We start from the raw sequence: 22463 nt of genomic DNA on the forward strand, positions 1-22463 counted from the left end.
GGGTTAATTGAGATGAAATTTAGTGAATCCTGGCTAAGAGAGTGGGTTAACCCTAGCAATTCTCGCGACGAGTTAGCAGAACAAATTACTATGGCCGGCCTGGAAGTTGACGGCATAGAGCCGGTAGCGGCTGATTTTAACGGTGTAGTTATTGGCGAAGTGGTTGAATGTGGCCAACATCCAGATGCAGATAAACTTCGTGTTACTAAAATCAATATTGGCGCTGAAGAGTTACTCGATATTGTTTGTGGCGCACCAAACTGCCGACAAGGTCTAAAAGTAGCCGTTGCAACTGTTGGTGCAGTGTTACCGGGCGACTTTAAAATCAAAAAAGCAAAGTTACGTGGGCAACCTTCTCATGGCATGCTTTGCGCCTACAGTGAACTGGGCATTAGTGACGAATCCGACGGTATTATGGAATTGCCGAGTGATGCTCCAATTGGTGCCGACTTACGTGACTACTTAAAGCTAGATGATGTAATCATTGAAGTAGATTTAACGCCTAACCGCGCAGATTGTTTAAGCCTACGTGGTTTAGCAAGAGAAGTTGGTGTACTAAATCAGTTAGACGTAGCAGAACCACAATGGCAAAACGCTGAAGTAACAATCAACGACACGTTTACTGTAAATGTTGAAGCTACCGAACAATGCCCACGTTATTTAGGTCGCGTAATTAAAGGCGTAGATGTAAAAGCAGCTACACCGTTATGGATGCAAGAACGTCTGCGTCGCAGTGGTATTCGCTCAATCGATCCGGTTGTAGATATCACCAATTACGTGTTAATTGAGCAAGGGCAACCTATGCATGCCTTTGATTTAGCGAAGCTAACAGGCTCTATTGATGTACGTTTAGCTAACGATGGTGAAAAACTGGTTTTACTCGACGGTAATGAAGTTGAGCTTAAAGAAAACACCTTAGCTATTTGTGACCAAACTGGTCCAATTGCAATGGCGGGGATTTTTGGTGGCGAGAAAACTGGTGTAACTGAAACTAGCCAAGACATTTTCTTAGAGTGTGCTTTCTTCAGTAAGTTAGCAATTACTGGTAGAGCCAGACAGTATGGTTTGCATACAGACTCATCACACCGTTATGAGCGAGGCGTAGATTACCAACTACAAAACCAAGCTATCGAGCGCGCTACTCAACTTCTTGTTGAAATTTGTGGCGGAGAAGTTGGCCCAGTCGTTGAGTCTGGTGACCAAACTAAATTACCTAAAGCGAAGACAATTACTCTACGCCACGCGCGTTTAGAAAAAGTTGTCGGTTATAGCTTCGCTAAACAGCAAGTTAGTGAAATCCTTACTCGCTTAGGTATGTCGGTAACAGAAACAGAGCAAGGTTGGGACGCGACTGCACCAAGCTATCGTTTTGATATGGACATCGAAGAAGACCTAATCGAAGAAGTTGCTCGTATTTACGGTTACAACAACATTCCAAATGTTTCTCCAGTTGCTTCATTAAAAATGAGTCAACATCAAGAAGTTGAACTGCCAGCAACTAAGTTGCGTCAGTTACTTTGCGCCCGTGGCTACCAAGAAGCAGTGACTTACAGCTTTGTTGACCCTAAGCGTCAACAACTGTTGCACCCACAGCAAGAAACAATGGTATTGCCACACCCAATTTCTGTAGAAATGTCGGTAATGCGCTTAAGCTTGTTAACCGGGTTGTTAGACACGGTTTCTTACAACCAAAAGCGCCAGCAATCTCGTGTTCGAGTTTTTGAGTCAGGTTTACGTTTTGTTCCTGACCAAAATGCTGAAAACGGTGTTAGCCAAACTCCAATGCTTGCAGGCGTAATTAGTGGTAATGCTAATCAAGAAGCTTGGAACACCACTGAGCGAGAACTCGATTTCTTCGATATCAAAGGTGATGTAGAAGCGCTTATTCAGCAAACTGTTGATGCAGGCTCTTTTAGCTTTGAAGCTACTCAAAACCCAGCCTTACATCCTGGACAAGCAGCTAACATTTTGCGCAACGGAGAAGTGGTTGGTTACGTTGGTGCTTTGCATCCTCAGCATCTTAAAGCGTTTGGCTTGAGCGGTAAGATATTTGTATTCGAATTGGTATTAGACGCCGTTACTCAACGCAAATTGCCAGATGCCCAGCCAGTTTCTAAGTTCCCAGCAAACCGTCGCGACCTTGCTTTACTGGTATCGCAGCAGGTAAAAGCTAGCGATTTATTAAATTGCATTAAGAAAGTTGGCGGAAATCAATTAGTTGGCGTAAACTTATTCGATGTATACAAAGGGAAAGGCATTGCAGACGATATGCAGAGTATTGCTATCAGTTTAACCTTGCAAGAGCAAAGCCGTACCCTTGAAGAAAAAGAGATTGCCGCTACAGTTGACACCATTGTAGAGGCGTTACGTACAGAGTTTGACGCATCCTTGAGGGACTAGTTATGGCATTAACTAAAGCTGACCTGGCAGAAAATTTATTTGAAAACTTAGGCTTTAGCAAAAGAGAGTCTAAAGAAGTGGTAGAAGCTTTTTTTGAAGAAATACGGGTGGCTTTGGAAAGTGGGGAACAAGTCAAAATTTCCGGCTTCGGTAACTTTGACCTAAGGGAGAAAAATCAACGCCCTGGTCGTAATCCGAAAACGGGTGAAGATATCCCCATCTCTGCGCGTCGAGTAGTCACCTTCCGTCCTGGGCAAAAGCTCAAGAGTAGGGTAGAGAACGCCGAGCCTAAATAGAATATTTAGGACATAAAAAAGGAAGCCAGTTGGCTTCCTTTTCTTTTACTTCAATTTTTTAAGTTACTAAATTCTAGTGATTAAGAATCTGGCTCAAGAACAGTTTTGTTCTGTCTGACTGAGGATTCTCAAAGAATTCTACCGGCTCATTCTCTTCAATGATTTCACCTCTGTCCATGAATATCACACGGTCTGCGACTTGTTTAGCAAAGCCCATTTCGTGAGTTACACAAAGCATGGTCATACCTTCGTTCGCCAGTTCAACCATTACATCTAGTACTTCACGAACCATTTCTGGATCGAGTGCCGAAGTAGGTTCGTCAAACAACATAATGGATGGATTCATACATAAGCTTCGAGCGATAGCCACACGTTGCTGCTGACCACCTGAAAGCTGCCCAGGGTACTTATCAGCTTGCTCTGGGATTTTAACCCGCTCTAAGTATTTCATTGCTGTGGCTTCTGCTTCTGCCTTAGGGATCTTTTTCACCCAAATTGGCGCTAAGCAGCAGTTTTGCAAAACGGTTAGGTGAGGGAATAGATTGAAGTGTTGGAAACACATTCCCACGTCACTTCTCACCGTTTCAATACTTTTGAGATCACTCTGTAGCTCGGTGCCGTTAACAATGATGTCGCCTTTTTGGTGCTCTTCTAAGCGGTTAATACAGCGAATCATGGTCGATTTGCCCGAACCAGAAGGGCCACAAATAACAATTTTTTCGCCTTTGGCTACGGTAAGATCTAAGTCTTTTAGTACGTGAAACTCACCGTACCATTTGTTCATTCCCTTGAGCTGAATAACTACTTCAGGGTTTGTTTGATTAGATGTCATGTAAAATTTCCTTATTAATGTCCTGTGTGTAGTTTCTTCTCAAGATGAATCGAATAGCGAGACATACCGAAACAGAACACCCAAAATACAAAAGCGATAAATACGTACATTTCTGTGGAAAAACCAAGCCATTCTGGATCTGCTAATGCAGATTGACCAATAGCCAATAAATCGAATAATCCGATAACCAATACCAGACTAGTATCTTTGAAAAGCGCAATAAAGGTATTAACAATTGAAGGAATGGTAATCTTCAAAGCCTGAGGCAAGATGATTAAGCCCATAGACTGCCAATAGCTTAAATTTAATGCTTCGCCAGCTTCGTACTGACCTTTTGGTATAGCTTGTAGACCACCGCGAATAACTTCGGCCATGTAGGCTGACTGGAACATGATGATACCGATCATGGCTCGAAGTAGCTTATTAAAATCAACTTCAGAGCCTACAAACAGCGGTAACATTACTGAGGCCATAAACAACACGGTGATTAAAGGTACCGCTCGCCAAAACTCAATGTAGATGGTACAAAAGCTTCGCACTATCGGCATATGAGAACGACGCCCAAGCGCTAATAAAATACCAAATGGCAAGGCCGCTACAATGCCTACAATAGCTAATACCAAAGTAAGCATTAAACCACCCCATTGGTGGGTTTCTACTTTAGGTAAGCCAAATGAATCGCCGAGTAACAAGAAAAATACAATTACTGGGTAGATAACTAAGCTAAAAATTGCGATTTTTGGTTTATGCGGTGTTTTCTCATATACCAATGCCGCGATTAGTATCAGGAAAGTAACAAAGACAATATTTACTCTCCAGCGTTCTGCAGAAGGGTAGAAGCCGTAAATTAGCTGAGAGAAACGATCTGCTACAAACACCCAACATGCGCCGTCGCTGGTACAAGCCTCTCGGCTATCTCCTATCCAATCTGCTTCTAAGAACACCCATTGAATGGCAGATACTAGTGGTGGAACAATTAGATAAAGAATAAACAGAGTAAAAAAGCTGTTTATCCATGAGGAAAACAAATTTTTCTTTAGCCAACCCACAAAGCCTACGCTGAGGTTAGGTGGAGCTAAATCAGGTTTGAATTGATGCTCTGACATATTAACGCTCCACTAAAGCCATTTTCTTGTTGTAAATGTTCATCAAGATTGAAGTTGTAATACTGATAGTTAAGTAAACCGCCATAGTTAAGGCGATAACTTCAATAGCTTGTCCAGTTTGGTTAAGAGTTGTTCCCATGAACACTGAGACCAAATCGGGGTAACCAATGGCAGTAGCTAATGATGAGTTCTTAGTAAGGTTTAAATATTGGCTGGTGAGTGGCGGAATAATTACTCGCATAGCCTGCGGAATAATCACCAATTTTAAGGCTTGCGTTCGAGTTAAACCGAGTGATTCAGCTGCTTCACTTTGACCTTTACTAACCGCTAAAATGCCTGAGCGAACAATCTCTGCAATAAACGCAGCTGTATAGGTCGTTAAAGCAACTAACAAAGCTGCAAGTTCCGGGATAACAACCATACCACCTTGGAAGTTAAAACCTTTTAAGGCTGGGTAATCTAGTGAAATAGGCATACCCATTACAAAAAATGTAAGTAGTGGCAGTAGTACAATTAGAGCTGCTGATACCGAGAAAACCGGAAAGGGTTGACCGGTAGCCATTTGGCGCTTTTTAGCCCACTTAGCGATAATGAACGAACCGATAATGGCAGCGATAAAAGCAAATACCACTATGTTAGACCCAGCTTCCATCACCGGACTTGGCATATATAAACCACGTACGTTGAGGAAAACCGCTTCGCCTATATGGGCACTTTGTCGAGGGCTTGGCAAAGCCCGAAGCACTGCAAAGTACCAGAAAAATATTTGAAGTAGCAAAGGAATGTTGCGCATGGTTTCAATGTAAACCGTGGCAACTTTAGAAATTAACCAGTTACTAGATAATCGAGCCACACCCATAATAAACCCGAGGATGGTGGCAAAAATGATACCTAATATCGATATTAAAATTGTATTTAACAGTCCAACAACGAAAGTTCGACCAAAAGTGTGGCTTTCATCGTATTCGACTAATGATTGAATAATGCCGAAGCCTGCGGTTTGGTTCATGAAACCAAAACCAGTGGTAATGCCACGTTGTTCTAAGTTGAAAAGCGCGTTACTGATGATGTAATAGAAGAAGCCAATAACACCGATAACGACAATAATTTGGAAAACTAGCGCTCTTACGTTGGGATCAAACCAGATCTTACGAAGACTATTTGCTGAGTTATCCTTTGAGGAAGGATGAGCAGCCATATAATGTAACCTAGTAATGTAGGATTAAAACGAAGAGAGCAGGGCAAGCCCTGCTCTAATAAGGTAGAAATTAACGAATTGGTGGAGCGTATTGGAAGCCGCCGTCGTTCCAAAGGGCATTAACACCACGTGCAATACCTAGTGGAGAACCTGCACCAACATTTTTCTCAAAAGACTCGCCGTAGCTACCTACTTGCTTAACAATGTTGTAGCCCCATTTGTCATCTAGACCTAAACCTTTACCTTTAGGACCTTCTAAACCTAAGATACGACGAACGTTAGGGTTAGTAGATTTAAGCATGTCGTCTGCGTTAGCCGAAGTTAAGCCATACTCTTCAGCATTGATCATCGCAAATAGAGACCACTTTACAATGTTTAGCCACTGGTCGTCACCTTGACGAACAACTGGGCCAAGAGGCTCTTTAGAAATGATTTCAGGCAATACCATCGCGCTATCTGGCTTAGCTAGTTTAATGCGTAGTGCATAAAGCTGAGATTGGTCTGAAGTAAGAACGTCACAACGGCCTGCTTCAAAACCTTTAACTGTTTGGTCTGAAGTATCAAACACAACAGGAGTGTATTTCATGCCGTGCTCACGGAAGTAATCCGCTAGGTTAAGTTCAGTCGTAGTACCTGATTGAATACAAACAGCAGCGCCGTCTAATTCTTTAGCTGAAGAAACACCCAGCTCTTTACTTACCATAAAGCCTTGGCCGTCATAATAGTTAACACCAGCAAAGTTCAAACCTAGTGAACTATCGCGTGTTAGAGTCCAAGTAGTGTTACGAGAAAGAATATCAATTTCGCCTGATTGAAGTGCAGTAAAGCGCTCTTTCGCAGTAAGGGGAGTGTATTTAACTTTGGATGCATCACCTAAAACGGCTGCAGCTACTGCGCGACATACGTCAACATCAAGGCCTTGCCAGTTACCGTCGGCATCTGGGTTTGAGAAACCTGGTAAGCCAGTACTAACGCCACATTGTAAGAAACCTTTACTTTTTACATTGTCTAACGTTCCTTCAGCAGCGCTTGCGTTAGCAGCAAATGCTAGAGCAACAGCAGCAACTGCGGCTTTAATATGCGTGTTTTTTAACATGTTTTCTTCCCTGTACAGTTTGTCTTCTATTGTGGGGTATATCACTCGAAAAATTTGCTTGAGTGCTAATTTGAGCCAATAACAACATAAACATTCAAATATTGGGTGTCAACATTATTGTAACACCGCAATCGCGGTAGAATGCCGAATAACTGACCACTAGCGCAAATCTATTCAATATAAATGAATATAGTATCAAGCCGTTTAAGTTTTTGGCTTATCAAGTTTTTGTTGCGCTAGATCAAGATTAGCACAGCTAGCGATAATTCCCTGATTTAGTTACCTTAAAAGTGCTAAAAGCGAGATATGTCGCAAAAGTTAGATTTTGAAACGTAGTATGGAAGGAGAAACTAGATATTCTACTTTATGTCGAAATTCCTACTGGCTAGTATGTTAACACTTAGTTACAAATAGGCGTAAAATACTGTGTTACAACTTAAGTAGGATGGGGTCTTATGCTGACTTATTATATATTTATAGTAGCTTCTACCTGAAATTGAAGAAAAGAAGATGAATATGAAAAAAAATGTCATTGTTTTAACCGGCGCCGGTGTTTCTGCTGAGTCAGGCATCCAAACATTTCGAGATTCTGACGGGCTATGGGAAAAGCATCGAGTAGAAGACGTAGCAACACCTGAAGCCTATCAACGCTCTCCTGATTTTGTTGACCAGTTTTATAATCTACGTCGTAAGCAGCTACAAGAAGGGAATGTTCATCCAAATCCTGCCCACTTTGCTTTAGCAGAACTTGAGAAACATCAAGACATCGAATTATTGGTTATCACCCAAAATATCGATGACTTACACGAACGAGCAGGCAGTAAGAATGTGTTACATATGCACGGTGAGTTACTAAAAGCACGTTGCCCAGTCAGTAACCAGACAACAGTGTGGAAGCAAGACTTAGGTAGCGACGTGCTGTGCACTTGCTGTCAGTTTCCGACGCGACTTAGACCTCATGTAGTTTGGTTTGGCGAAATGCCAATTGGTTTAGATAGAATTTATCACCAGCTGAACCACTGTGATATATTTATGGCGATCGGAACATCTGGTCATGTATTTCCTGCAGGAGGTTTTGTTCACGAAGCGGCAAGTCACGATGCGCGCACTATAGAATTAAACCTTGAACCCTCGGAAATGCAGAGCGAATTTGGCGAACGTTATTACGGCCCAGCCAGTGAATTAGTACCTGAGTTTCTTAGTGAACTCACTTCAGAACTAAGAGTTAATAATTGAAAAGAATAATTTTACCGGTATTGGTAGCCGTTTTTTTAGTTGCTTGTGAACAATCCCTAGAGCAGCAAGCACAGTCACAAAGCTTACCTCCGCTGCACGAAATTGAAAATGTTCAACAGAAAAAGCAAAGCTTTACTGACTTCATCACTCCACTAATTGAAGCAAGCAATAATAAGATATTACAGCAACGCTCTGAGGTGGAAACTATAGCTGCAACGTTAGCTAAGGGCTCAAGCCTTTCTAAGAATCAAAAACAGACATTAACTCAGCTTACAGAACTCTATCGAGTTGACCCATCGCTGGATGAAAAATCCCAAGTTCAACACTTATTAGTTAAAGTAGACCTTATTCCACCAGCTTTGGTGCTTGCACAGGCAGCAAATGAATCAGCTTGGGGAACGTCGCGATTTGCCCGTGAAGGTAATAACTTATTTGGGCAATGGTGTTATAAGAAGGGCTGCGGATTAGTTCCTTTAAATCGAAACGATGGGGCTAACCACGAAGTAAGAAAGTTCGATAGTGTGTATGAGTCGGTGAGTGTGTATATGAATAACTTAAATAGCCACCCAGCTTACAAAGGTTTCCAGCAACAACGAAATCTGGCACGCTCTAGCGGAGAATTAAACGCGATGGGACTAGCTACTCAACTGAGCAGTTATTCTGAAAGAGGCGAAGCTTACGTAGAAGAGTTACAGCAAATGATGAGGGTTAACCAAAACATTTGGCCAACCCGAACACCGATTATCGCAGGTTAAAGCTCAACAACTTGCACTATACCAGCTTGGCTTTGTTGGCTTGGCTGGTCTTCTAACTCTGGCGCATCAAAGCCAATATCACCACCATCAATGATTCCACTATCTCGATTTATCGATTTAAAGTCGAATTGTTGATGGTCGAGTAGGTGTGAAGGAACTACATTTTGTACCGATCTAAACATTGACTCGATTCTTCCGGGAAAACGCTTTTCCCAATCGTTAAGCATTTGCTTAATCGCCTGGCGTTGTAGGTTTTCTTGAGAACCACAAAGGTTGCAAGGAATGATTGGAAAAGATTTCAGCTCTGCATATTTTTCCATATCGCTTTCTTTACAATAAGCCATAGGGCGAATAACCACATGTTTACCATCATCGCTAACCAACTTCGGTGGCATGGTTTTAAGTTTGCCTCCATGGAACATATTCAAAAATAAAGTTTCTAATATGTCGTCTCGATGATGGCCTAAGGCGATTTTAGTCGCTCCTAGTTCAGTGGCCGTTCGATACAAAATGCCCCTACGCAAACGCGAACACAGTGAGCAAGTCGTTTTGCCTTCCGGTATTTTGTCTTTAACTATTGAATAAGTGTCTTCTTCTACGATTTTGAATTCAATATCTAAGCCTTTTAGATATTCGGGCAAAATGTGCTCGGGAAAACCCGGTTGTTTTTGATCTAAATTGACAGCAACCACATCAAAGTTAATCGGAGCATGGGCGCGTAGGTTTAATAGTATGTCTAGCATTGCATAACTGTCTTTACCACCAGATAAACAAACCATTATTTTGTCGCCATCTTCAATCATGTTGTAGTCGGCAATAGCTTGTCCAACATGACGTCGAATTCGCTTTTGTAGCTTGTTGTGGTTGTATTGTTGTTTTGCTGTAACTGACATAGTGTGTTCCCAATAAAAAAGCGGGGCTATTATATAACCCCGCTTTGCTTAAGCAATGTTTAACGTCAGTTTAGCTTTATCTATTTTTGAAAAGGACTCACAAAATTTTGCGGTTTAAGCGCCAATAAATCGCAGTCTAATTGGTCAATAACGTGTTCCGCCGTATTGCCAATAAGTGCAGCACTAAACCCGCTTCTACCTGAGGTACCCAAAATAACAATTTCTGCATCTATTTCGTTTGCTACTTCAGGGATTACATCGTCAGGTAAACCTTCCTCAAGGTGTGTGGTGACCACTTGCTCAAATTGTTCTTCAACAAATTTATTAAGAGCCGTTTTATGAAACTCCATGACATTCTTGTTGTACTTAAGTGGATCAAAGTCTGGCAGCTCTATCGCAATGTTTACCGGTGCTGCAGGATAGGCTGTTACCACATGCAAATTGGCGTCTAGCAACTTACTTAGGTCTTTTGCTTCGTTAGCGATTCGCTCGTTTAATTTGTGATGCTCTTCATCTTCTGCTCCTGCGTGGATCGCCGCAACAATTTTGCCTTCGGTTGGCCAGTCATGTTCTTTTACCATTAACACTGGAGTGGGGCATTTACGCAAAATATGCCAATCGTTTGGGGTAAAAATAATCGACTGTAAAGTAGGGTGTGGGTGTGTCGCTTTAACAACAAGGTCGTGGCCAAAGTCGAGAACTTCTTCAATGACACTCTCGTATAAGCGATTGTTCCAAACTACTTTGGTTTCTATTTCTATCCCAGCAGTGTTTGTTGCAGCAATTACTTCATTTAGCCAAACATTACGTTCTTCTATCACTCCTGAACGCATAGCTTCGCGCTCTTCTCCAGATAACATGGATGTCATCTCGTAAGAAAAGTCGTAAATAGTAAGTAGAGCTTTGATTTTTGCTTTGTCTTCTTTCTGCGCAAGAAAAACAGCACGAGACAAGGCCGCCTGGGTGTCGTGAAGAGGGTCGATGACCACTAAAATATTACGATACTTAATCATAAAGCAGCTCCTAGAATCTTCTGGAATAGCTACTTAACTTTAGCTTAATTTGGTAGGAATAAATTAGATATAGTTAACACTGACCTAGATTTCTTTCGATAGATTGATGTAAATCAGGTCAGTGTTATTAGGTACTTAGCTTTGTTTAGTACCAGCCAATTGGCGTAGGGCGTCACGATCAGTAATTGAAATGTACTTACCTTTTACCGCAATCATATCTGCTTTTTGGAAACGACCAAGTAAACGGGAAATGGTTTCTACGGTTAGGCCTAAATAATTACCGATATCACCACGAGTCATAGTCAGACGAAATTCTCTTGGAGAGAACCCTCGCTCCGAAAAGCGTTGTGATAAACCATAGATAAAGGCAGCTAAACGTTCTTCAGCATTCTTTTTGCTTAGTAGCAAAATCATCTCTTGGTCTGCAACAATCTCATTACTCATTAGGCGCATCATTTGACGGCGTAACTTAGGCATTGTGGCAGACAATTCATCCATGGTGTCGAAAGGAATTTCACATACCATTGATGTTTCAAGAGCCTGGGCAAAACTAGGGTGCTCTTGGCTATTAATGGCATCAAAGCCAACTAAGTCGCCAGCTAAATGAAAACCAGTAATTTGTTCATCACCTTGTTCGGTAATGGTGTAGGACTTAATTGTACCTGAGCGAATGGCGTATAAGCTTTTTAGCTTATCGCCTGCAGCAAATATTTCTTCGCCTTTCTGAATAGGCTTTTTACGCTCGATAATACTATCTAAGCGATCTAGCTCTGTCTCATTAAGAGAGAAAGGGATACATAACTGGGCGATACTGCAATCTTGGCAGTGAATTTCACAACCACCAGTTTGGATTCTTTGACTAGCTTTTGGGTTAATGCTCATACTCAAACTATGCTATAGGAGTTCGAGGCAATTCTACTCTTTATGTAATAAATTTTCTAGATCTATTGCTACAACAATGTAACAACTTGGTAGATCCCTAAACTCAAAACACTCAGTCCAGAACAAACCTGTAATACGCGATTTGTCATTAGTTTGGTTAGTTGCTGGCCCAGTAATACAGCTAACAGCATTACACTAAACGTACCTAAACCAAAACTAAACATCACGCCTGCTCCGTTTAGCCAATGTGCTTGGCTAGCACTTAGTACCAATGTTGAATAAACCAAACCGCAAGGTAGCCAACCCCATAACATACCTAATGGTAAACTGGCTGCTGGATGCTGCAGCGCCAACATCTTACTTGCTTTAGGTTGCACCTTTGACCATAAGCCTTTGCCAAGTTGTTCTACTGGCGTGAGAATTGACCACCATCGAGTAAGGTGGATGCCCAGTAAAATGAGCATTATTGCTGCGAACCATTGTAAAGCTACGAGCATATAAAATGATTGATGAACTTGGCTAATTGCTTGTATGGAACCAGCAACAATAGCGCCGGCAATAGAGTAGCTTAGGATCCGACCTAGGTTAAATCCGATACTTACTAAAAGTTTATTGGAAGAGTTATTAGCACGAGAACCTAGTATGCATGCGATGCCGCCACACATTGCTATGCAGTGTGTGGCGCCAAATAAACCGGTGATAAAGGCTGCTACAAAATCAGTCTGTAGGATCATTGTCTTGTTTGGTTTTGTTCTTATCATCAAACAAAATGTTGATACCTTGACGGTCTAAATCTTCAAATTGTTCGCTTTTAACAGCCCAGAAAAATATACCAATTCCTACACAAACAAAGATGAGAGCGATGGGGATCAAGACAAATATAATACTCATTGCTTGTTTAACCTTAAGGAATTAGTGAGTACCGCTAAAGACGATAATGACATACCAATAGCAGCCATATAAGGAGTAACAATTCCAGCCACTGCTAAAGGTAATATTAAGGCATTATACCCTAAGGCCCATGCGAGGTTTTGAGCAATAATCTTTTTAGTCTTTTTAGCGAGATCCATGGCGGTGAGCAAGGTAGAAAGCTTGCTGCCTAACAATACAGCGTCAGCACTAGATTTAGCGATGTCGGTGCCCAAACCCATAGCAACTGAAAGCGGTGCGGCGGCCAAAACAGGGCCGTCGTTTACTCCGTCACCAAGCATTAATAGGTGGGGGGAGTTTTGCATTTTAGTTTTAACTACTTCGAGTTTTTGTTGGGGTAAAGCGCCGCTAGCAATGTCAGTGATATGTAACTGTTCTGCAACATATTCCACTTGCGCGGAGTCATCCCCAGTTAACATTGAAAGTGAAATTTTTCGAGCCTTTAAGCCCTGTGAAAAACTAACAGCGTCTTTTTTGATGGTATCTGAAAGATAAACTCTAGCAGCCAACTTATCTTCGACCATTAACACCAACTCGAGCATTCCGGCTATTGGCTCAGCAGCTTGACCACAAAAAGAAGCTTTACCTAGTTTCAACTTTTTACCGTCTACTTCTCCACTTAAACCTAAGCCAGTATGGTGCTCAATATTAGTTGCAGCGTAGTTCTGGTATTCGCTGAAGGCATTAGCAATGGGATGGGAGCTTTGTGCTTCTAAAGCTCCTATCAGATTAAGAGTTGTTAACTCATTTACATCGCCAAGGCAGTTCACTTGTTTAATCTGTAACTTGCCCTCGGTAAGTGTGCCTGTTTTATCAGATACCACAGACGTAACTTTGGCCAAACTTTCTAACACGTGTCCCCGTTTAACCAATAAGCCTGTTTTTGATAGTTTGTGTGTAGCTGCAGTTAGTGCTGCTGGGGTTGCTAAAGATAAGGCGCAGGGACAAGTAGCAACTAAAACCGCCAAGGTAATCCAGAACGCATCTTCAGGTGAGTGAAAATGCCAGTAGGTGTAGGTAAGTGCAGCTATCACCAATAAACCAAAAACAAAGTAGCGAGCTACGCTATCGGCTATTGTTGCTATCTTAGGTTTTTCGCTTTGAGCCTGCTCTTGCAAACGCATGATATTGGCAATAAAGGTGTTTTGAGATACCGCTTCAACTTCTAAATGAACGGTTTGTTCATGGTTAATGGTACCGGCAAAAACCTTATCACCTAGCTTCTTAGTGATAGGCAATGATTCGCCGGTAAGCGAAGACTCATCAAATTCACTCTCACCAAACACAACTTGTCCATCGGCAGGTACTACTTCGCCGGGTAAAATCACGATAATGTCTGATTGTTTAAGCTGGCTCGCCGCAACCTTTTGTTGCTGACCGGTCTCATCAATTCGCATGGCTAACTTAGGCACTAGCTTAAGCATATTTGAACTGGTTTCGCTGGCCTTGCGTCTTGCTCGCAATTCAAGAAGCCGGCCCAGCAACAACAAAAATGTGAACATGGAAACCGATTCAAAATAAACTTCACCGGTGCCGTTTATCGTGGCATAAAGAGACGCACTATAGGCGCCTAATAATGCAATGGAAACGGGTACATCCATATTGAGCGTTTTAGCTTTAAGGCTTCGGTAAGCACCAAAATAAAACGGCTGTGCAGAGAACAGCAATACTGGGGTTGCCATAATAAGGCTCACCCAACGAAAGTAATCTCGATAGATAAGCTCCATGTCTGCAAACAAGTCACCATATAGGGCGATAGCAAACATCATTACTTGCATAGTGGCTAGGCCGGCTACACCTAATTTAAGTAAATGACTGCGGTATAGCTTTCGATCTATCTCTTCTTGTTTATCTGTTTGAAAGGGATTGGCGTTATAGCCAAGCTTATGAATACTTTGTAGTAATTGACTTAACCTAACTTGCTTATCATCCCATACCAGCGTCGCTCGCTGGGTGGTCGAGTTAACATGAATTTTTTGAACACCGGGAATATGTGATAATTGTTTTTCGATTAACCAAGCACAAGCGGCACAGGCGATCCCTTCTATAGAGAGTAAAACTTCCTTGCTGTTTTCATTTTGTGCAACAAACTCTAGCTGAACGCTTTCGTCATCATACTCCAACATTTTGACCAAGGCGTCTGGTACTAACCCTTGAGCACTTGGGGCGGCAGCTGTTCTATGTTGATAATAATCTTCTAAGCCACTTTCAATAATTGTTTGCGCAACGGCAGCACAACCTTGGCAACACATCGCTTGAGAGCTGCCAAGAATTGAAACATGTAAATTTACGCCTTTGGGAATTACTTCGTTACAGTGGAAACACAGGCCTTGATTACTTGCCATCGATTTCTTCTGCGTTGTAAAGCGGTAGTTGTAGTTCTTCCTGCAGTCTCCAGGAATCATCCATTGGACTAATTCGAATAAACCAGCGGCCAGACTCATTTAAATCATCGCCAAAGCGGTAGCGACCATTTGCATCAGCAGTAACGACATAACTGCGGTCATTTTTAGCGAGGGTTTTATGTGCTAGTTCAATTTTAAGTGGTTGGTTCTTTAGAGAGTCAGGCAGAACTATATCTAATACCAAACCATTATTAGCAGGTGCTACAGCGGCTTTGATCCCCAATTGGTTAGCTTTTTCGATTAACGACAAGTCAGCGTTAATTGCTTTACCTTTTTTATAGTAAGACTCAACCACCATATCGTTGTTGGTTGTAGCAGCTATATAAAAAGTAAACAGGCTTGCAACCACAGCAGCCATAGGTAGCGCGATTAAAAACCACGGCCAAAATTGTTTATACCAAACTTGTTGCATAACAGCATACTTCCATTCACAAGGGGGGCTTAAATATAACAAAAAAAAGCGACGCATAGGCGTCGCTTTTTATAAATTTTAAGTCTATTCGCTCTTAGAAAGCTGATATACGTAGGCGGAAATAAGCTGGATCTTATCTTCTCCTAGAATATCCTTCCAAGCTGGCATTACACCATTACGGCCGTAGCGAAGGGTTTCTTCAACTGCACGGCGTGAACCACCGTATAACCAAATGCCATTGGTTAAATTTGGTGCGCCAAGCGTTTGATTACCGGTGCCGTCAGCGCCGTGACAAGCTGCACATACTGCAAAACGATTTTTACCATTGGCGGCATCAACATCGTTTACCTTACGGCCAGATAAGCTTAGAACATAGGCGGTAACTTCTTTAATACCGTCATCACCTAATACTGCTTCCCAACCAGGCATTTGGCCTTGACGACCGTGCATAAGGCTAGCTTTAATCGCTTCGCCGCTTCCACCATATAACCAATCACCGTCAGTTAAGTTAGGGAAGCCTTTGCCACCTCGAGCCGAAGAACCATGACATTGCGAACAGTTTTGTAGATACAAACGCTGACCAATTTTAACCGCAGCTGGATCTTCAGAAAGCTCTTCTACGCTTCGGTATTCGCCAGACTCGTTGTACGCAACTTGACGGAAAACTTCACCAAATCGTGCATCAGCTTTATCAAGTTCACCTTGGTATTGGTTGGCAACATTGCCGTCGTAAGCAGCTACACGCTCTTGACCTTCTGCAATGCTCTTAATACCCATTTCTGAGCTCTTCCAACCAAGGAAACCTTGCCAGTTACCTAAGCCAGGGTAGGCCGCTAAATAAACCAACGAGAAAACAATGGTAATAATAAACATATAAGACCACCACTTCGGAAGAGGGTTGTTTAACTCCTCAATTCCGTCGAACTCGTGGCCCATTGATTCACCTTCTTTTACGCCGGTGTTGTTCTTATTACATGCCCTTAGCAGCAAGAAACATCCTGCGATGCTGCCTAAGGTTATTACAGTAATCCACACGCTCCAAAATGTGCTCATTTTTTCTGTGCTCCTTCAAATTCCTTTGTCGGGCTAGTTTCAGGCTCGTCGGCAAAAACCAAGTTTGCAGCTTCAGCAAAATCCTTTTTGCGTTTTTTACTGTAGGCCCAGGCAAAAATACCTACAAAAATCGCCATTAAGAAAGCTGTATATAGGCCACTAAATGTACCAAAGTCCATAACTAACTCCTTATTTTAATGCTGTACCCAACACTTGTAAGTAGGCTATTAAAGCTTCCATTTCAGTTTTGCCTTTAACGGCTTCTTCTGCACCTTCGATGTCTGCATCGGTATAAGGCACGCCAAAATGGTTTTTAAATAGCGCGAGTTTCTTACCTGTTAATGAGCTATCTACTAAGTTTTCCTCTAACCAAGGGAAACCAGGCATGTTTGACTCAGGTACTACATCGCGTGGATTAATTAGGTGCACTCGATGCCATTCATCAGAATAACGTTGACCAACACGTGCTAGATCAGGTCCAGTACGCTTAGAACCCCATAAGAACGGGTGTTCCCAAACACTTTCGCCAGCTACCGAGTAGTGACCATAACGTTCAGTTTCTGCGCGGAATGGACGAATCATTTGGCTATGACAGTTGCTACAGCCTTCGCGGATGTATATATCACGACCTTCCATTTCTAGAGCAGTGTAAGGCACTAAACCATCTACCGGTTCGGTAGTTTCAGGTTGAAAAATTAGTGGGGTGATTTGTACTAAACCACCAAAACTAATTGCGATAACAATGAATATGGCCAGTAAACCAACATTCTTTTCGATTAACTCGTGCTTCATGTTATGCCTCCTGTCCGTGTTCAATTGGTTTTAGGGAGCCTTTCTCAGCAGTAATGGTTTTGTATGCGTTGTAAGCCATAACAAACATACCTGTTAAGAAGAACACACCACCGATAAAGCGAACAAAGTAGAACGGGTAAGAAGCTTGCAGAGACTCAACAAATGAATATGTTAAGGTGCCATCTTCGTTTACCGCACGCCACATCAAACCTTGCATAACACCAGAGATCCACATCGCTACGATGTAAAGAACTACACCAATAGTCGCAAGCCAGAAGTGGGTGTTAATTAATTTAGTGCTGTACATACGGCCTTGGCCAAATAGCACAGGTATTAGGTGGTAAACACTACCAATTGATACCATAGCAACCCAACCTAAAGCACCAGAGTGAACGTGACCAACAGTCCAGTCTGTGTAGTGAGATAAGGCGTTAACCGTTTTAATTGCCATCATTGGGCCTTCAAAGGTAGACATACCATAGAAAGACAAAGAAACAATTAGGAAACGTAGAATTGGATCGTAACGAAGTTTATGCCAAGCACCAGACAAGGTCATAATACCGTTGATCATACCACCCCAAGAAGGAGCGAATAGGATAAGAGACATCACCATACCTAAAGACTGTGCCCAATCAGGCAATGCAGTGTAGTGTAAGTGGTGAGGACCGGCCCAAATGTAAATAGATACTAGTGCCCAAAAGTGAACAATAGACAAGCGGTAACTGTATACAGGGCGACCAGCTTGTTTTGGTACGAAGTAGTACATCATACCCAAGAAGCCAGCAGTAAGCAGGAAGCCAACCGCGTTATGGCCGTACCACCACTGCACCATTGCATCTACAGCTCCGGCGTAAATCGAGTACGACTTAGTCATTGTTAGCGGAATAGCCGCATTGTTAACAATGTGCAATACAGCAACGGTAATAATGAATGCACCAAAGAACCAGTTAGCAACATAGATATGCGAGGTTTTTCTTTTGACCAAGGTGCCAAAGAAGACTATTCCATAAGCCACCCATACAATCGCGATTGCTATGCCAATTGGCCATTCTAGTTCCGCATACTCTTTTGAAGTAGTGAAACCCATAGGCAGTGTTATCGCAGCCGAGACGATAATCAAATTCCAACCCCAGAATACGAAGGAGGCGAGTGGGCCACCAAACAATCGGGTTTGACAAGTACGCTGTACCACGTAGAAGGAACAAGCCATTAATGCACTGGTACCAAATGCAAAAATAACGGCGTTTGTGTGAAGGGGACGTAACCGGCTATAAGTTAGCCAAGGAGTATCGAAGTTAAGTGCAGGCCAAATTAATTGCGCAGCAATTAATACACCAACACCCATGCCAACTATACCCCAAACAATGGTCATTACAGTGAACTGTCGAACAACCGTGTAGTTGTAATCAGTCTCTGTGCTAGCTGCTTGGTTCATAAATACATGCTTCCGTTGCTATTTATTATTTGTTTAAGCGAGTTTGATGCATTGGCATCAACAACATGAAACGAATTGTTAAACTACTTTCACGTTTAGCACGAATAGAGCCTACAAGCAGTAGCTTAACGGCGCGATCATACTTCATCGACTGATCAAATAACAGTTTGAAAAACTAGTTATTTGCATATCTTCGCTAAATATTTAACAAATCTTTTCCAACAAACAAACCGCATTGATCTAGATCAATTATGAGCCAATAATTTACATTCGCGTAACCAAAAATCTGCTTTACGTAACATTAGATTTTTGCGATGCGCTTTAGCTCAGTGTTGGCACTAATTAGACTTAAGTCTAAACATTCGTGTATATCTAATGAAACGCATGTTTTTTAAGCGTCATTGTTATTAAATTGTTGATTTTAAGCCTATAGTTACTACTAGCTATTTTTATCGATGGATTGGTAAACAAGGATATTTTATGGAAAACAGGGCCACTGTTCTCATTGTGGACGATACACCAGAGAACATCGACGTATTGGCAGGCATTCTGCGAAATGATTATAAGCTGCAAGTGGCACGAAATGGCGATATGGCATTAAAGATTGTTGCTAAAGCCAATAAACCAGATTTAATACTGCTAGATATTATGATGCCAGGCATCGACGGCTTCGAGGTTTGCCGCCGTTTAAAAGAAGATTTAAGCACTCGCCATATCCCGGTTATTTTTGTTACCGCCAAAATAAGCCCCGCTGATGAACTAAGAGGCCTAGAGCTAGGCGCTGTTGATTACATCACAAAACCCGTAAGCCCACCGGTAGTGAAAGTAAGGGTGAAAACGCAACTTGCTTTGTACAATCAAAATCGCGAGTTAGACCGGAAGGTTAAAGAACAAACCGACGTTATTAATACCACCCGTTTACAAATCATTCAGCGTTTAGGTAGAGCCGCAGAGTACAAAGACAATGAAACCGGCATGCATGTTATTCGCATGAGTTACTACTCGCGTATTCTTGGTTTAGCCGCAGGAATGAGCGAAAGAGATGCAGACATACTTATGAATGCTGCACCCATGCACGATATAGGCAAAATTGGTATTCCCGATCGTGTATTGCAAAAACCAGGAAAGTTAGACGCCGAAGAATGGGAAATTATGCAAAGCCATGCAGTAATTGGTGGTGAAATTCTCGGCGAGGGTGATAGTTCAGAATTACTGGAGCTTGCTAGAACAGTAGCATTAACCCACCACGAAAAATGGAACGGCAAAGGTTACCCCAATGGGCTTGCTGGAGAAGATATTCCTATTGAAGGGCGAATTGTTGCTATCGCTGATGTGTTTGATGCCCTCACTTGTGAACGTCCATACAAAAATGCTTGGCCAGTAGAAAAGGCCATCGAGCTTTTAGAAAGTGAAGCTGGAATTCATTTCGACCCCAAGTTAGTGCCATTATTTATAGAAGCACTTCCCGAAATACTCGAAGTAAAAGAACGATTTAAAGAGTCTTTAGAAGAATAGTTGGCTGGCCGCGAAGGATACGCTTTTACATGCAACTGAATAAACTCACAGTGCTAATCGTAGACGATATGGCACCAATAAGAAAAATCACCTACGAGCAGTTACGTCGCTTTGGCATCGGCCAAGTAATACAAGCAGAGAACGGCGCACAAGCGCTAAATGTATTGAAGAAACGGCATATCGACCTAATTTTGTCTGATTGGAATATGCCGGTGATGAGTGGCATCGAGTTTCTTAAGACAGTTAGGCAATCAGAAACATGGCGACACATCCCGTTTATTATGATTACCGCAGAAGCTGAGCGCGATAGAGTTTCAGAAGCCATAAGCGAAGGCGTAACCGATCTTATTATTAAGCCTTTCACCACTGCATTGTTGCAGTCTAGGTTACAACAAGCAGCAAAAGGCGATGTGAGAAACCGCCAATCCTTAGCAAATAGCGAGGAGCCCGAACTCGAAGAACTACCCATACCAGAGCCTGTGGCTGCAGCGCCTTTAGCCCAATCAAAACAAAACACCGTATTGGTCGTTGACGATACGCCAGAAAATCTCACATTGTTAGGCGGCTTATTACGCGATGACTACCGCGTGCTACTGACTAAAACTGGGAAAAAGGCCTTAGAGATTTGTTGCTCTGAGACGCCACCAGATCTGATATTACTGGATGTAATGATGCCCGAAATGGATGGCTATGAAGTGTTAGAAAAGCTCCGTCAACATCCAAACTCACAACACATTCCGGTTATTTTTGTTACCGCATTAACAGAGATAGGCGACCAAACAAAAGGGCTTGAAGGTGGAGCCATAGACTACATCACAAAGCCTATTCAACCGGAATTACTTAAACTTAGAGTACGCAATCACCTGCGTTCGGTCGATCTCCATAAACATCTACAAAGTGACTTAGATAATCTTATAGAGAAAGAGAAGCTTAAAAATAGTGTCGATCAGTTGCTAAGGCACGATCTAAAAGGGCCAATTGCGGGTATTGTTGCCTTAGCTGAGCAAATCAAAACCGATCGTCAGGCAACTGCTAGTATTAACGAAAGCTCAGTGATGATAGACGAATTGTCTATGCAGTTGCTCAACATGATTAACCTATCAACCGAGTTATATAAAATTGAACAAGGTCGCTTCGAGCTAAAAGCTAAACCGTTTTCTGTTCACTTAATGCTTAAAAAAATGTTAACCGTAGTCAGGAAAACTTTTAGCAGCAAACAACTACTTATGTACTTAGAACCGGAAGAAGAAGATCCAGGTAACGAAGTATTAGCCTTGGGAGACGAATCCTTAAGTTATTCGCTGTTTTTTAACTTGCTTAAAAACGCCTGCGAAGCAGCGCCCAGCCGAAGCAGAGTGTCTGTTTCAATAAGCGTTGTAGACAATAAGGTCGAAGTTACTACCGAGAATGTAGGAGCAGTGCCCGAGGCGATAAGAGAGAACTTTTGGGAAAAATATGTCACGTCCGGTAAAGATACTGGCACAGGCTTAGGCACTTACTCGGTAAGTTTGCTTAGCGATGCACAAAATGGCGAAGTAAGTATGCGTACCAGCGACAAAGATAATACAACTACAATCACTGTGGCACTGCCACTCTCAAATTAGTTTTATTCGAATACGAGGAACTACGATGAAGAACCTACTCACAGCCTTAAGTGTCACCTTATTGTTTATAAGTAGCTTTAGCTTTGCAGGTGTAGAGGAAGACCGGGCTGAATACGATAAGTCGGCCAACGAGACTATCGCTAAATTTAAGGAAGAAAAGCCTGATATATCTGGAAAAATGGCAAGCGGTGTCGGCTATGCTGTATTTAGTAACGTTGGCGTTAATTTGTTTGTTATTTCCGCTGGCGGCGGAACTGGTATTGCAGTGGATAATGCGTCGGGTAAGAAAACCTATATGAAGATGGGCGAAGCTGGCGTAGGTTTTGGTTTAGGTGTAAAAGATTTTAGGGCTTTAATTATTTTCAAAACTCGTGAAGCCTTCGACAAATTTGTAGAAAGCGGATGGTTATTTGGCGCCCAGGCAGATGCCGCCGCAACGGCTGGAGATAAAGGCGGTTCAGCCGAGGTCGAAGGTGCAATTGGTGATGTAGAAATATATCAGTTAACGGAAGCGGGTCTGTCACTTGAAGCCACTATTAAAGGCACCAAGTTTTGGCAAGACAGCGATTTAAACTAAGAAATACAGCTACACTTTAAATAGCCAGCGATA

At 42.3% G+C, this 22463-nt stretch carries 22 protein-coding genes; 7 read left to right on the forward strand and 15 right to left on the reverse strand.

Annotated elements, in window-relative coordinates; translation table 11 throughout:
* The first annotated feature begins 12 nt into the window (after positions 1–12).
* Both pheT and ihfA read left to right on the forward strand, forming a co-directional pair.
* The gene (pheT, locus tag ACYFDN_RS20915; protein WP_483512583.1) at positions 13–2400 is read left to right on the forward strand and encodes a phenylalanine--tRNA ligase subunit beta; all 2388 of its coding nucleotides are present in this window, start codon (positions 13–15) and stop codon (positions 2398–2400) included.
* A 2-nt stretch (positions 2401–2402) separates the two neighbouring features.
* A complete protein-coding gene (ihfA, locus tag ACYFDN_RS20920) occupies positions 2403–2696 on the forward strand; it encodes an integration host factor subunit alpha (protein ID WP_016401503.1) in 294 nt (97 codons plus the stop codon).
* 73 nt (positions 2697–2769) lie between these two features.
* Here the strand turns inward: ihfA and ACYFDN_RS20925 are convergent, their stop codons facing one another.
* From ACYFDN_RS20925 to ACYFDN_RS20940, 4 genes are all read right to left on the reverse strand, one after another.
* Positions 2770–3528, reverse strand: a complete 759-nt coding sequence (locus tag ACYFDN_RS20925) for an amino acid ABC transporter ATP-binding protein (RefSeq protein ID WP_016401502.1) — start codon at positions 3526–3528, stop codon at positions 2770–2772.
* A gap of 14 nt (positions 3529–3542) precedes the next feature.
* Positions 3543–4634, reverse strand: coding sequence for an amino acid ABC transporter permease (locus ACYFDN_RS20930; RefSeq protein WP_483512584.1), 1092 nt, complete (start codon positions 4632–4634; stop codon positions 3543–3545).
* A gap of 1 nt (position 4635) precedes the next feature.
* Positions 4636–5832, reverse strand: coding sequence for an amino acid ABC transporter permease (locus ACYFDN_RS20935; protein WP_483512585.1), 1197 nt, complete (start codon positions 5830–5832; stop codon positions 4636–4638).
* A 70-nt stretch (positions 5833–5902) separates the two neighbouring features.
* A complete protein-coding gene (locus ACYFDN_RS20940; protein ID WP_016401499.1) occupies positions 5903–6928 on the reverse strand; it encodes an amino acid ABC transporter substrate-binding protein in 1026 nt (341 codons plus the stop codon).
* A 516-nt stretch (positions 6929–7444) separates the two neighbouring features.
* Here ACYFDN_RS20940 and cobB point away from each other — a divergent pair.
* Together cobB and ACYFDN_RS20950 are read left to right on the forward strand one after the other, a co-directional pair.
* Complete coding sequence (gene cobB / locus ACYFDN_RS20945; protein WP_483512602.1) at positions 7445–8164, forward strand: Sir2 family NAD+-dependent deacetylase; 720 nt, start codon at positions 7445–7447, stop codon at positions 8162–8164.
* A complete protein-coding gene (locus ACYFDN_RS20950) occupies positions 8161–8919 on the forward strand; it encodes a glucosaminidase domain-containing protein (protein WP_483512587.1) in 759 nt (252 codons plus the stop codon). Before cobB ends, ACYFDN_RS20950 begins: the two co-directional genes overlap by 4 nt.
* Here the strand turns inward: ACYFDN_RS20950 and ttcA are convergent.
* The 11 genes from ttcA to ccoN all read right to left on the reverse strand — a co-directional run bounded on the left by ttcA (position 8916) and on the right by ccoN (position 18734).
* Positions 8916–9812: a tRNA 2-thiocytidine(32) synthetase TtcA gene (ttcA, locus tag ACYFDN_RS20955; RefSeq protein WP_483512588.1), complete on the reverse strand. Its 897-nt coding sequence runs from the start codon at positions 9810–9812 to the stop codon at positions 8916–8918. The genes ACYFDN_RS20950 and ttcA overlap by 4 nt on opposite strands.
* 80 nt (positions 9813–9892) lie before the next feature.
* The gene (uspE, locus tag ACYFDN_RS20960; protein WP_016401495.1) at positions 9893–10825 is read right to left on the reverse strand and encodes a universal stress protein UspE; all 933 of its coding nucleotides are present in this window, start codon (positions 10823–10825) and stop codon (positions 9893–9895) included.
* A 135-nt stretch (positions 10826–10960) separates the two neighbouring features.
* A complete protein-coding gene (locus ACYFDN_RS20965) occupies positions 10961–11707 on the reverse strand; it encodes an FNR family transcription factor (protein WP_016401494.1) in 747 nt (248 codons plus the stop codon).
* 68 nt (positions 11708–11775) lie between these two features.
* Complete coding sequence (locus tag ACYFDN_RS20970; RefSeq protein WP_483512590.1) at positions 11776–12441, reverse strand: sulfite exporter TauE/SafE family protein; 666 nt, start codon at positions 12439–12441, stop codon at positions 11776–11778.
* Positions 12425–12598: a cbb3-type cytochrome oxidase assembly protein CcoS gene (gene ccoS, locus ACYFDN_RS20975; protein WP_016401492.1), complete on the reverse strand. Its 174-nt coding sequence runs from the start codon at positions 12596–12598 to the stop codon at positions 12425–12427. The genes ACYFDN_RS20970 and ccoS overlap by 17 nt, the downstream gene beginning before the upstream one ends.
* Positions 12595–14982 (reverse strand): heavy metal translocating P-type ATPase, encoded by a 2388-nt coding sequence (locus tag ACYFDN_RS20980; protein ID WP_483512592.1) that lies wholly within the window; start codon positions 14980–14982, stop codon positions 12595–12597. Before ACYFDN_RS20980 ends, ccoS begins: the two co-directional genes overlap by 4 nt.
* Positions 14972–15454 carry a FixH family protein gene (locus ACYFDN_RS20985; protein WP_483512593.1) on the reverse strand — a complete coding sequence of 161 codons (483 nt, stop codon included), beginning with the start codon at positions 15452–15454 and terminating at the stop codon, positions 14972–14974. Before ACYFDN_RS20985 ends, ACYFDN_RS20980 begins: the two co-directional genes overlap by 11 nt.
* 84 nt (positions 15455–15538) lie before the next feature.
* The gene (gene ccoP / locus ACYFDN_RS20990) at positions 15539–16507 is read right to left on the reverse strand and encodes a cytochrome-c oxidase, cbb3-type subunit III (RefSeq protein ID WP_016401489.1); all 969 of its coding nucleotides are present in this window, start codon (positions 16505–16507) and stop codon (positions 15539–15541) included.
* Positions 16504–16686, reverse strand: a complete 183-nt coding sequence (locus ACYFDN_RS20995) for a cbb3-type cytochrome oxidase subunit 3 (RefSeq protein WP_016401488.1) — start codon at positions 16684–16686, stop codon at positions 16504–16506. The genes ccoP and ACYFDN_RS20995 overlap by 4 nt, the downstream gene beginning before the upstream one ends.
* A 10-nt stretch (positions 16687–16696) precedes the next feature.
* On the reverse strand, positions 16697–17299 hold the full coding sequence (gene ccoO / locus ACYFDN_RS21000) for a cytochrome-c oxidase, cbb3-type subunit II (RefSeq protein WP_016401487.1): 603 nt from the start codon (positions 17297–17299) through the stop codon (positions 16697–16699).
* 1 nt (position 17300) lies between these two features.
* Positions 17301–18734 (reverse strand): cytochrome-c oxidase, cbb3-type subunit I, encoded by a 1434-nt coding sequence (gene ccoN, locus ACYFDN_RS21005; protein ID WP_016401486.1) that lies wholly within the window; start codon positions 18732–18734, stop codon positions 17301–17303.
* Between the two features lie 480 nt (positions 18735–19214).
* On the opposite strand from ccoN, the gene ACYFDN_RS21010 reads away from it, so the two are divergent.
* Genes ACYFDN_RS21010 through ACYFDN_RS21020 form a run of 3 tightly spaced genes read left to right on the forward strand, consistent with a single transcriptional unit; the run spans position 19215 to position 22430 of the window.
* Complete coding sequence (locus ACYFDN_RS21010; RefSeq protein ID WP_406611380.1) at positions 19215–20249, forward strand: HD-GYP domain-containing protein; 1035 nt, start codon at positions 19215–19217, stop codon at positions 20247–20249.
* A 29-nt stretch (positions 20250–20278) separates the two neighbouring features.
* Entirely contained in the window at positions 20279–21853 is a 1575-nt protein-coding gene (locus ACYFDN_RS21015; protein WP_152784898.1) for a response regulator, read from the forward strand.
* Between the two features lie 25 nt (positions 21854–21878).
* Complete coding sequence (locus ACYFDN_RS21020; RefSeq protein ID WP_483512595.1) at positions 21879–22430, forward strand: lipid-binding SYLF domain-containing protein; 552 nt, start codon at positions 21879–21881, stop codon at positions 22428–22430.
* Positions 22431–22463: the final 33 nt, after the last annotated feature.

The sequence above is a fragment of the Agarivorans sp. D1326 genome (assembly GCF_056958115.1).

What these genes read in the sequence shown, in the direction of transcription:
- pheT (WP_483512583.1), top strand. Translation starts at nt 13, where the DNA reads ATGAAATTTAGTGAATCCTGGCTAAGAGAGTGGGTTAACCCTAGCAAT.
- ihfA (WP_016401503.1), top strand. Translation starts at nt 2,403, where the DNA reads ATGGCATTAACTAAAGCTGACCTGGCAGAAAATTTATTTGAAAACTTA.
- ACYFDN_RS20925 (WP_016401502.1), bottom strand. Translation starts at nt 3,528, where the DNA reads ATGACATCTAATCAAACAAACCCTGAAGTAGTTATTCAGCTCAAGGGA.
- ACYFDN_RS20930 (WP_483512584.1), bottom strand. Translation starts at nt 4,634, where the DNA reads ATGTCAGAGCATCAATTCAAACCTGATTTAGCTCCACCTAACCTCAGC.
- ACYFDN_RS20935 (WP_483512585.1), bottom strand. Translation starts at nt 5,832, where the DNA reads ATGGCTGCTCATCCTTCCTCAAAGGATAACTCAGCAAATAGTCTTCGT.
- ACYFDN_RS20940 (WP_016401499.1), bottom strand. Translation starts at nt 6,928, where the DNA reads ATGTTAAAAAACACGCATATTAAAGCCGCAGTTGCTGCTGTTGCTCTA.
- cobB (WP_483512602.1), top strand. Translation starts at nt 7,445, where the DNA reads ATGAAAAAAAATGTCATTGTTTTAACCGGCGCCGGTGTTTCTGCTGAG.
- ttcA (WP_483512588.1), bottom strand. Translation starts at nt 9,812, where the DNA reads ATGTCAGTTACAGCAAAACAACAATACAACCACAACAAGCTACAAAAG.
- uspE (WP_016401495.1), bottom strand. Translation starts at nt 10,825, where the DNA reads ATGATTAAGTATCGTAATATTTTAGTGGTCATCGACCCTCTTCACGAC.
- ACYFDN_RS20965 (WP_016401494.1), bottom strand. Translation starts at nt 11,707, where the DNA reads ATGAGCATTAACCCAAAAGCTAGTCAAAGAATCCAAACTGGTGGTTGT.
- ACYFDN_RS20970 (WP_483512590.1), bottom strand. Translation starts at nt 12,441, where the DNA reads ATGATCCTACAGACTGATTTTGTAGCAGCCTTTATCACCGGTTTATTT.
- ccoS (WP_016401492.1), bottom strand. Translation starts at nt 12,598, where the DNA reads ATGAGTATTATATTTGTCTTGATCCCCATCGCTCTCATCTTTGTTTGT.
- ACYFDN_RS20980 (WP_483512592.1), bottom strand. Translation starts at nt 14,982, where the DNA reads ATGGCAAGTAATCAAGGCCTGTGTTTCCACTGTAACGAAGTAATTCCC.
- ACYFDN_RS20985 (WP_483512593.1), bottom strand. Translation starts at nt 15,454, where the DNA reads ATGCAACAAGTTTGGTATAAACAATTTTGGCCGTGGTTTTTAATCGCG.
- ccoP (WP_016401489.1), bottom strand. Translation starts at nt 16,507, where the DNA reads ATGAGCACATTTTGGAGCGTGTGGATTACTGTAATAACCTTAGGCAGC.
- ACYFDN_RS20995 (WP_016401488.1), bottom strand. Translation starts at nt 16,686, where the DNA reads ATGGACTTTGGTACATTTAGTGGCCTATATACAGCTTTCTTAATGGCG.
- ccoO (WP_016401487.1), bottom strand. Translation starts at nt 17,299, where the DNA reads ATGAAGCACGAGTTAATCGAAAAGAATGTTGGTTTACTGGCCATATTC.
- ccoN (WP_016401486.1), bottom strand. Translation starts at nt 18,734, where the DNA reads ATGAACCAAGCAGCTAGCACAGAGACTGATTACAACTACACGGTTGTT.
- ACYFDN_RS21010 (WP_406611380.1), top strand. Translation starts at nt 19,215, where the DNA reads ATGGAAAACAGGGCCACTGTTCTCATTGTGGACGATACACCAGAGAAC.
- ACYFDN_RS21015 (WP_152784898.1), top strand. Translation starts at nt 20,279, where the DNA reads ATGCAACTGAATAAACTCACAGTGCTAATCGTAGACGATATGGCACCA.
- ACYFDN_RS21020 (WP_483512595.1), top strand. Translation starts at nt 21,879, where the DNA reads ATGAAGAACCTACTCACAGCCTTAAGTGTCACCTTATTGTTTATAAGT.